The 10249-nt window shown below is 37.9% G+C and carries 6 protein-coding genes and 1 pseudogene; 3 read left to right on the plus strand and 4 right to left on the minus strand.

Annotated features, from left to right (window positions below):
- Window positions 1-894, plus strand: an 894-nt coding sequence (locus H7254_RS08735) for a hypothetical protein (RefSeq protein ID WP_301932606.1), incomplete at its 5' end; no start/stop codon positions are given.
- 171 nt (window positions 895-1065) lie between these two features.
- A complete protein-coding gene (locus H7254_RS08740) occupies window positions 1066-2046 on the plus strand; it encodes a DUF1080 domain-containing protein (RefSeq protein WP_301932607.1) in 981 nt (326 codons plus the stop codon).
- A 105-nt stretch (window positions 2047-2151) separates the two neighbouring features.
- Here H7254_RS08740 and H7254_RS08745 read toward each other — a convergent pair whose 3' ends face one another.
- From H7254_RS08745 to H7254_RS08750, 3 genes and pseudogenes are all read right to left on the minus strand, one after another.
- Window positions 2152-3462, minus strand: coding sequence for a hypothetical protein (locus H7254_RS08745; protein WP_301932608.1), 1311 nt, complete (start codon window positions 3460-3462; stop codon window positions 2152-2154).
- A 110-nt stretch (window positions 3463-3572) separates the two neighbouring features.
- Window positions 3573-3701, minus strand: a pseudogene (locus H7254_RS21465) (PhnA domain-containing protein); the annotation flags it as partial.
- 107 nt (window positions 3702-3808) lie between these two features.
- Entirely contained in the window at window positions 3809-4825 is a 1017-nt protein-coding gene (locus H7254_RS08750) for a sterol desaturase family protein (protein ID WP_301932609.1), read from the minus strand.
- A 384-nt stretch (window positions 4826-5209) separates the two neighbouring features.
- On the opposite strand from H7254_RS08750, the gene H7254_RS08755 reads away from it, so the two are divergent.
- Window positions 5210-7945 (plus strand): PIG-L family deacetylase, encoded by a 2736-nt coding sequence (locus H7254_RS08755; protein WP_301932610.1) that lies wholly within the window; start codon window positions 5210-5212, stop codon window positions 7943-7945.
- A gap of 303 nt (window positions 7946-8248) precedes the next feature.
- Here the strand turns inward: H7254_RS08755 and H7254_RS08760 are convergent, their stop codons facing one another.
- Window positions 8249-9934, minus strand: coding sequence for a DNA polymerase/3'-5' exonuclease PolX (locus H7254_RS08760; protein ID WP_301932611.1), 1686 nt, complete (start codon window positions 9932-9934; stop codon window positions 8249-8251).
- Window positions 9935-10249: the final 315 nt, after the last annotated feature.

A 10249-nucleotide genomic window follows, 5' to 3' on the forward strand; every position in this document is an offset into this window, starting at 1 on the left:
GACAGGGCATTGGCGGGGGGCTATATTAATGCAGGAGGGTTGAGCTATATACCTGCAACAGGTAGTGAGGCAGGCTATTTGCTTACGGAAGGCAGGTTGCAATATGGGTATTCATCTAACTTTGATGAAATAGACAGTAATAAAACCAGTTCCACAAACCGTAAAAATTTTTACCAGCACTCCATGTCGGGAATAAGTGCCGATGCGGGGCTTGAATACATTTTGTTAGATGATAATGATGATAAAGACGAAAATAATTTTGCGTACCGCACAAAAATTGGTATTTCGCTGATGGATATTGGAAGAAATAAATTCCGATACAGCAGCAGAAGTAGTTCAGTAATAGCAGGCAAACCAAATATCAGCGATACCTTAATTGAAAGAAGATTTTCAAACATCCATTCGATAGATGGTTTTAATGACAGCCTGGCGGGTATTGCCAATTCATTTACACAACTAAAGGGGGCTTTTAATATGTATCAGCCTGCCCGCATTATCATCAACGTCGATCAGCACCTCTTAACCAATTTTTTTTTAAACGCAGAACTTACCCTTGCAGTCTTATCGCTCATACCAAAAAAAATACTTTATATAAAAGATATGAACCTGCTGGCAATTACACCCCGCTGGGAAACAAAATTGCTGGGCGTTTATTTTCCGGTGCAGTTAAATACGCAAAAACAATTGTGGGTGGGCGGGGCATTTAAAGCAGGACCCGTATTATTTGGTACCCACAATATTGCCAATATTTTTTCAAAAAATAAAATGCAGGCGGGCGGCTTTTACTTTGCACTTACTATCCGGCCCGGAAAAAATAATGATGGGCAGGGAGGTCAGTCATCTGAGAGAATATCCGGAAAAACAAAACGGAGTTTGCAATGTCCAAAATTTTAATACCATAGTTATTATGTGCACAACTCAGCAATAAATTACGTTGTAATTTCTTAGCCTGTTATTTTCTTACTGTATAATTAATAACTTCATGCAATAAAAGCGATTACTATCAATTTTACAATTCATCAATCAACGATTGGTAATTTTAATTATTTCATTAAAAAAAATCACATGAAAAAAGGCAGGGGGATCAGTATGCATCCGGTTTCAATGAAGCGTTTACTACAATTGGCAGTGTTACTGCTGGTGGTATCTTTTAGCAAAGCAAACAATAATAATAATCAACCACCCGGGGATCCTGCTATTGAAGGAAGATGGGACCTTACGATTGATGTTGAAGGGAAACAAGTTCCTTCCTGGCTGGAAGTAAGACATTCCGGTCTGCATACATTGGTAGGATACTTTGTGGGAGCAGGTGGTAGTGCAAGACCGGTTTCGAGGGTAAATTTCAGCGAGGGAAAAATAAGCTTTACCCTGCCACCACAATGGGAGCCGGAAGATAAAGACCTTGCTGTAGAAGGTAGTTTGCAGGATGATAAACTAAGCGGTACCATCACAGGCAGCGATGGTAAAACCCACAACTGGACGGGCGTTAGAGCACCGGTTTTAAAAAGAGCAAAGCAACCGGTTTGGGGCAAACAGATTAAACTTTTTTCGGGTACAGATTTAAAAGGATGGCATACAGAAGGAGCCAATCAGTGGGAAGTGAAAAATGGAATTTTAAAAAGCCCACGTCCCGGATCTAATTTAATTACCGATCAAAAATTTAATGACTTTAAACTGCATATTGAATTTAGATATCCTAAGGAAAGTAACAGTGGTGTTTATTTGCGTGGACGCTATGAAGTACAGGTAGCGGACAATAAAGGGATGGAACCTTTGAAAGATTATTTCGGCGCCATTTATGGCTTTATTGCGCCTTTAGAAATGGTGGCAAAAGGACCCGGCGAATGGCAGAGTTACGATATTACATTAGTAGGCCGGGTTGTTACTGTGGTGGCAAATGGTGTGCAGATTATCTGCAACCAGGAAATACCCGGCATTACGGGCGGAGCGCTGGACAGCAAAGAAGGCGAACCCGGACCCATCATGCTGCAGGGCGACCATGGCACCATTGACTACCGCAATATTTTGATTACACCTGGAAGATAATTTGTTGACGGAGGAATAAATTTTATAACAATGGCCGGCATTATGCCGGTCATTGTATTTATAAGAATAGGCATGTAGTATTCCCGGCAAGTACTAACAGTTGTATTATTTTAAACCCGGCTCTGTTTCGTAAAATATTTTAATTAGATTTTTTTCGCCGGGATTACTTTCCATTTCGTAGGATTTTCTTCGTTTGCCATCAATAATTTCCAGCACGGATGTATTGGGTGGAATGGATCCGAGATTATCGGCTAAAAAAACAATGGTATTGGGGCCTGGCTTTAAGGTTACTGTTATAAACCTGGGTGTTTTTTTTACAGGGCAACCCCGTACAAGCCATTCGTTGTTAATTTTTATTGAAACACTATCCCCGTCATCTATCACTTCATCCCAAATTGCAAAGGTCAGGATTTTTGTACCTGATATAATACTACCCACCAGTTTTTCATCTTTTTTCAATAATTTTTCTTCACCTGGATTTGTATTTTCTACAAAATATCTTTCTTTGGATTTATCCGGATCGCAAACCAGTTTAACAACAATAAAGGTGGCAGCACTGTCTTTTCTGTTTGCAAAATCCAATGCAAATTTTTTATTGCCAAATTCAAGATTCATCCTGCTTATATTGGGCAAATCATTTCCAAAATTATCTGCAAAAAATGTAAGAATGTTTAATCCCGGGCTAAGCAGTATATCCGATTGCTGATTCTTTTTTTCAATATCAATTTTTTCCAAAACTACCTGGCCGTTTAATGTTACGGATACCCGGTCGTTTTTTCGTTTTTTTACTCCTGAAAAATTAATGATGCCATCCCTGGTGGGTAAATAAATAGTATCTCTTAAGCCAAAATAAGTGGGTGATAAAGCAGGTTCCAAAATACAATCCGAGTTTACACTATGCCAGGGAATACTGGTTATTTTCTTTAAACTGATATCTTCCTCTTTCAAAAAATTTTTAATTTTTGCTGTTAACCTTGCGCTATCGTTTATCACTCCTATTGTAGGTATAGCGGCTGGTTGTTTTGAATCAATGCGAAGAAAATTTAAAACCGGCATGCCTTTTAAATCTTTGCTAAGATCAAAACTGCCGGTTAAAAAAAATGACCCTTCTTTTAACCCGAATGGTTTTTGAAACCTGGGAAATTTATTTTTACTAATACCCAATTCCCGGCTATTTTTTTTGGCCAGCAATAAATCGTATTCAGCAAAAAAACTATCGCATTCCAGCTTTATGTGTGCAGGGTATAAAATATTTCTTTGGGAGACGCCAATCTGCAATTCAAGTTTAATCGGAGAAGCCATTGCAGCGGTCGAATATTCCATCTGCCAGCTACCGGAGAATGCATCTGTTTGTGCCAATATTTTTAAGGAATAAAAAAGAAAACAGTAGATGAATAAAAAAATATTTTTAATCACGTGCTTATTTTAAATTGGAATATTTCAAGGTCTAACGATTAAAGTTACCTTTAAATTTCATCAATAGGATATTCAAAATTTCTAATTGAGGCAATCACTCAACAACTCAATTAATTGACTGATTTTTTTACATACTTCGTTGATGTTACAATCAGGGAATCGTTCACCCTGTCTTCTATTTGTTCTGGATTTTCTTCCAGCAAATGAATTTTACACACCACAGTTCCTACCTTGGCACTAACAGCTGCACCTTATACATCCGGGCTTTTAATCAATATCACAATAATATATAGTATTTATTGGATTGAAAAGGGGTAAACAATTGCCTGTTGAAAGGATTTTTAAATTATTGGGATTCATGCATTACAACGGAAGAGGATTGCTGACTTTTTAAAAATTCTTCTTTTACAATCTTAGCTGTTTTATGATCACCGGTATGGCTCCAGCCAGGTGCCATAAAAATATACATCAGTTTATTTTTTATGCCTGGTGCCTTGTAAACATCTTTCACGAGGGCAGTTATTTCACCAAAATAAACATCCCAAAAATTATGTGGATTCATTTGCCGGGTGATTCCATATTCAATTGGAAGATCTTCCTTTTCATGCCGCAATGTTCCAAAAACCCTGTCCCAAATATTGAGCAGGTTACAAAAATTGGTATCCATGTACAAGGGGTTTTTTGCATGATGAACCCGGTGATGCGAAGGTGTTAACACAAAGCGGTTCATAAATCCAAGGCGTCCATCTTTTAAAATATTTTCACCCGTATGTATAAAGGCACCCCATGTGCCATCAATAAACATAATAAAAAATAACAGCGGTGGATTTACCCCTAGCAGGATGCAAATGGATGTTCGTATTACATCGGCATAAGGACCCTCCAGGAAAAAATGTGCATACGTTACAGACAAGTTCATGCTATTCGGTGCATGATGGGTTGAATGCAGGCACCAGAATAATCTTACTTTATGGGCAAGATAGTGATACACAAAATGTGCAAGCTCCCAAACAATGTATCCATATATCATCCAGTACCACGTAAACGTTGTTTTAATTGGCGCATATTTTTCAAACAGGCCGATACATAAGGTAACGGCTGCAATGGAAATAAATCTTCCAATAAAGCTGTTGAAAATATATATAAAAAGATTAACCTTGTAAACTCCTCCTTTGAAGCTTTTAAAAATAAGCGTTCTTCCAATTTCTATGATCAGTAAAAAAGGAATGAGCGGCCCCAACGAATTGGTAAACCCATCTAATGTAGTAAGTGAACTGTAATCGCCCGACGTAAACATTTGCAACCAATCGCTTATGCCGAGGAAGGAAATTAGTTCATTATAAAGTGTTTGAAAAGCGTTCATTGTTGTAGTAAATTACCAAAATTTACTTTGTAAAGGTAATGATAACAACGATTTAATAATTTTTTGCTATCCCATAGTTACAATTATACTGCCGTAACACAGATTACCCCCTTAATTTCTCATGGGCAAAAATTGTTAAACCCTTAAACGCCAACTTCTGCCTTTTTAAATATTAAATGGTCTGTTTGCTTACAAAGAAGATAAAATGAGAAATTTTTTACTAGAAATTATCAATCCATTTATCAGATAAATCGGTTGCTGATGTTCATAAAATTAATTGAATTTAATATGAAAATTAACGGTCGTCCATGAATTTTACCGGCTTTTCCCGCAAAATAAATCCATTGAATTAACCTAATTTCATTGTTGCAAATTATTAGCCTGATGAAACATATTCTACCTCAATATTCTTCCTTTTTAAAATTATTTATTTATTGCTGTACAAATATTTTCATTGTCTTTATTGTTGCAGAAGTATCAGCACAAACCAACAGGCCGGCACTGGATAAAGTATTGACACTAACCGGGCAAAAACAAGGTGCAAGGGATTTGCCACAAGATGATGGCGTAGCAGGCATCTATCAAAAACTGTTGAAACTTAACACCACCGCAAGTACATTGCATACGCAGGCCCACCCGGATGATGAGCCTGCAGATGTAATCACTTACCTGGGTAGGGGAACAGGAGCACGTACTGCTTTGCTATCATTGAACCGGGGCGAAAGTGGTGGCAATGTTTTAGGAGTAGAATCTTTTGATGAGTTAGGTTTATTGCGTACGGAAGAATTTTTATTAGCCGCTAGTTATTATGGTTTGGATGATTTGTACTTTACCAAACTGGTTGATTATGGATTTTCAAAAAGGGTAGAAGAAGCCTATGATAAATGGGGAAAGCAAAATGTGTTGAGTGAAATGATAAGAGTGATCCGTATCAACAGGCCGTTGGTTATCATCTCCCGTTTTCATGGGTCACAACGTGATGGCCACGGTAACCACCAGGCGGCCGGAGAGATGAGTCAGCAGGCCTTTTTATTGGCGGGTGATTCATCGGCATTTCCGGAACAAATTACCAAAGAAGGCTTACGGCCATGGAAAGCATTAAAATTTTATCGCGGCGGTGTTACTGAAAAAGAGCACTGGAATATAGAATTGAATACCGGCATATATTGCCCATGGTTAGGGCAGTCGTATAAAAACTTTTCACTGTTGGGTTACAGTTTTCACCGGTCGCAGTTTGGCGGCCAGCGCAATGAAGTGAATGGCCCTTCTATAACATATTACGAGCGACTTCAAAGTAGTGTAAAGAGTGATGAAAAAGAAAATAGTTTTTTTGATGGAATAGATACTTCCATCACCGGCATATTTAAAATTACCGGCGAAACTGCCCCCGCCGGAATAATGTCATTGCTGGGCGATATTGCATCGCAGACATATCAGGCAATTACTACATTCCAGGTTAGTAATCCTGCGGCAATCATTCCTTTTCTTACCAATGGCTTATCTAAAACCCGAGCTGCCATTCAATTAATAACTAACCAGCCTGAAGCGTATTTTTTACTGGAGGTTAAAGAGCGGCAGTTTACAGATGCTATCAATACTACTTTGGGTATTCGTCTAAAGGCCATAGCCGTTCCCGGACAAACCAGTGTAATAAGAAACTTTTGGGAACCCCTGCCAACGATGGGGTTTGCTGTTGCCGGTAAACCTTTTAAAGTTGAAGTGGAGTTAGTTAACAACAGCACTATTTCAATTAAACCAAAGAATATTGATCTCATCACATCACCTGGATGGAAGATAAAAACCATTCAACAGGATTTAAAGCCCTTGCAAGGCAATGAAAAAATAACAAAGGTGTACAGCGTTACAGTTCCTGAAGACGCAGGTTATTCCGAGCCTTATTTTTACCGTAATTCATTAGATGAAAATCAATACCATTTAAAGGAAAAGCAATTTGAAAATTTACCCTGGGGTACCCCAGCAGTGCAGGTTATGGCGGCTTATACCATCAATGGTGAGTTGATAAAAATACAAATGCCGGTACAGGTAAGGCAGTCCGGTTTACCTTATGGTTATAACCAATATACTTTAAAAACAGCGCCTGTCATTGCAGTAAATATTCAACCAGGGCTGGGTATAATTCCTGTAAACAAAAAAATAAAAAACTTTGAAGTCAAAGTTGAATTGATAAATAATTATGATAGCACTATTAAAGGTAATCTTGCAATGAATATACCCACCGGGTGGAAAGCAGAACCCTCACAAATACCATTTTCATTTAGCCGGGCCGGCGAAAAAAATAATTTTATCATAAAAATTTCGATGCCCTCCATTGCAGAAAAAAACTATACAGTAAACGCCATTGCAACAGCAAACGACAAAGTATACACGCAGGGATATGAGCTGATCAGTTATCGTGATCTGGACCAAACTATTTTATACCGTCCTGCGGTTGCAACCATAAAAGGAATCAATGTGAAAATAGCGCCGCAAATTACTGTTGGATACGTAATGGGCGTTGGCGATGAGGTTGCACGTGGGCTTGAACAATTGGGTGCCAAAGTGCATTTGCTGAATGCCAATGATCTTGCATCAGCAAGATTAGATCAATATACTGTAATCATGATTGGTACAAGGGCCTATGCAGTGCGGCAGGATTTGAATACATACAATCAACGACTTTTAAATTATGCAAAAAATGGTGGCCATTTGATCGTGCTGTTTCAAACACCGGAGTTTGTCCCTGATCTCATGGCACCTTATCCCGCTGTATTACCTGGTAATTCAGAAGAAGTTTCTGAAGAAGATTCGCCCGTAAAATTATTGGCCTTACATCACCGGGTATTAAATTATCCCAACAAAATTTCCTTAACCGATTTTGAACATTGGATAGAGCAACGCGGTTCTAAATTCTTTTCCACCTGGGATACCGCTTATGTGCCCATCATATCCACTTACGACAAAGGCCAGGCACCGCAAAGTGGTGGCTGGCTGATGGCAAAGTATGGAAAAGGGTTTTATACTTATTGTGCTTATTCATTTCACCGGCAACTGCCCAATGGCGTTGAAGGCGCTTACCGGATTATGGCCAATTTAATTTCTTATGGAAAAAATCAGCCATAAAAAACCACAGACTTTATTGCCTGGCTGTTTATAAAAACAAGGATATTTTATCGGGGCTTTTCGTGGGGATTTTTATATCGCTGATGGGTGCTGTTGCCAGGCTTACTAGTAGCTAAAACCTTTTAAGTGTAATTGTTGGAATTTAACAGCGAATAACCAGCAATATTTAAATAGAAATCCAGTAAAAATACATCCTGTGTACAACCATTGTATAGCTTAAAAACAGTGTAAATACTGTGGAGGCTGGTATCTCTCTTTTATTATAAAAATCAATGAATCATACACCTGCATTCAGCAATATTCTTAATTCTTAATTAAAGAAACTTTCTTCTTCAATAAAAAAGCTTCCAGCTCTTTCAATCCAAAACTGCTTAAATTATTTTCTTTTTCAACCATTGCTTTCTGCGCAGATATTATTCCATACTTTATATCGTCTAAACCATCCAGTGAGTGTGCATCAGGATCTATGGAGATCAATACATTTTTTTCCAGCGCATACCCAATATACCGCCAGTCCATATCCAGGCGACTGGGATGTGCATTCAGCTCTATTACCACATTGTTGGCGGCGCAGGCATCAATAATTTTTTTATGGTCAACAGGATAGCCTTTACGGCTTAATAGCAACCTGCCCGTCATGTGGCCTAAAATAGTAGTGTAAGGATTTTCAATGGCGTTGATCAAACGCATCATGGCTTTTTCTTCGCTCATTTTTAAATTAGAATGCACAGATGCAATTACCAAGTCGAAAGTAGATAAGATTGCATTGCTGTAATCAAGACTGCCATCATTTAAAATATCACTTTCAATACTTTTTAAAATTTTAAATGGGGCAAGTTGCTCATTCAATTGGTCAATATACAAATGCTGCTCTTTAATCCTGTCTTCCTTTAGCCCGTTGGCATAAAAAGCACTTTTGCTGTGGTCGCTGATTACCAAATATTCAAAACCCTTGCCGATGGCTGCTTTCGCCATCTCTTCAATAGTATAACCACCATCACTCCAGTTGCTATGGCTGTGTATAATTCCTTTGATATCATTTACCTGCAATAATGGAGGCAGCGGCCCCTGTTTTGCTTTATCAATAATAGTAATAAACTCCCGCTGAAAGGGCGGTATATAATTCAATCCGGTACTGGTAAAAATAGCTGCTTCATTTTCGCAGGTTTTATAGTTAACCGATGGATATTTTTGGGTAAATGCATCAGCAAATTCTTCGCTGCAATTCTTTAAAAATACCTGCTGCATAAATGGCGTATCATCACAACCATGTAAACGTATTTTCAGACCAATAGCAGCCTTGTATAAAAGATCATGCTGGTTCTTTTCTATCAATTCAAAATCTGTAACAGCAGCTAATTTATTTTCGATATTGTCTGTCGTATCATCAATTACCAATTGTAGTTCATGTATAATTTCAAGATGCCTTGTATACCCTCCTGTTAATGCAATTTTATTTGTAAAAAATATTTTTTCAAAAAAACTTTTTACTTCATCTGCCATCAAATTTATCTGCGAAAAAAGAAAACTGCCTTTGCTTTTTAAATAAAATTCTATCGTCTCAATAACATTGTGCTGCGTTTTTTCTCCAAAACCTTTGTATAATTTCAATCGGTTTTCTTTGCATGCGTATAATAATTCGCCTATACTTTCTATCTCCATTTCCTTCCAGATGACAGCGATTTTTTTTGGACCAATTCCTTTTATGTTTAGTAATTCCATTACCCCCGGCGGTGTTTTTTCAATCATTTCTTCCAGTGATTTTAGTGTACCAGTGGTTAAAATTTCTATTATTTTTTTACCCGTTGATTCGCCGATTCCTTTTATGGTAAATAATTTTTCATGAGGAGTTTCGCTTAATTGCATGGGTAGTTTTTCAATAGTAAAAGCAGCCGTTGCATACGACTTTGCTTTAAAACTATTTTCGCCATGAATGTCGCTCAGTTTCGCTAAGAGTGAGAAGGAGTCTGCAATTTGATAATTATCCATTTAACAAAAGTAGCAGTAAAACTGCTTACTTAATTAAGCAAACAGAATATAATTACAGCAGGATAGGTGAAGTAATACCATAGGTCTAAAATAAAAGTCCCGGCAACTTGCCAGGACTTTCTTATTAATTTCGCTTTTAAAAAAGTAGTTCTACTTCTTCTTTGCAGGAGCAGCTTTTTTAGGAGCAGCTTTTTTTGCAGGAGCAGCTTTCTTTGCAGGAGCAGCTTTTTTCGCAGGAGCAGCTTTCTTTGCAGGAGCAGCTTTTTTTGCAGGAGCAGCTTTCTTTGCAGGAGCAGCTTTTTTTGCAGGAGCAGC

Source organism: Ferruginibacter sp., assembly GCF_014377975.1.
Taxonomy (GTDB): domain Bacteria; phylum Bacteroidota; class Bacteroidia; order Chitinophagales; family Chitinophagaceae; genus Ferruginibacter.